The organism is Bartonella capreoli (assembly GCF_902813205.1).
GTDB classification, from domain to species: Bacteria; Pseudomonadota; Alphaproteobacteria; order Rhizobiales; family Rhizobiaceae; genus Bartonella; species Bartonella schoenbuchensis.
In genome coordinates this window covers 1-451 of sequence record NZ_CADDZX010000214.1, presented here as the reverse complement: position 1 = coordinate 451, position 451 = coordinate 1, and the positions used below count along the sequence as shown (strand labels likewise).

Below are 451 nucleotides of genomic sequence, written 5' to 3'. Positions count from 1 at the left end.
GCGCCAGCCGTAAAGAAGTCAAAAATCCTTATCGCTTCACTCTTATTTTTTTAAGTGCAGTTTCAGCTTTTGCTATTTTGGTTAATAATCGAACTGTTTCTATCGCATTTTCTGATTTTTTGCCATTTCAACCTGCTATTTTGGTTTCGATTATTTTTATCATTGGGAATTTTTTTTCAGCAAGTTCCAATATATTGTTTCAGAAGTATTTTTCAAAGTTTCAAAATCCTATTTTTCCCGTCTTAATGATTGGTTGTATGGTAACCATTGCTTTTTTTCTCATGTCATTTCAAATCATTGCGGCTCTTATATTAGGATTTTTACTTCTATGTGTTTTTAAATCTGCTTATCGATCTTATCTGTCGTCTCTTCTTATAAATTCACTGATTGATCCCAAAGCTATCGCGACTGTTTTATCATTTACAGCCATTATTACAGCTGTTGTATCCTT

The 451-nt window shown here is 32.2% G+C and carries 1 pseudogene; it reads left to right on the top strand.

The annotated features are described in order from the left end of the window. Nucleotides 1-451: pseudogene (locus J7R05_RS08110) on the top strand (MFS transporter); the annotation flags it as partial.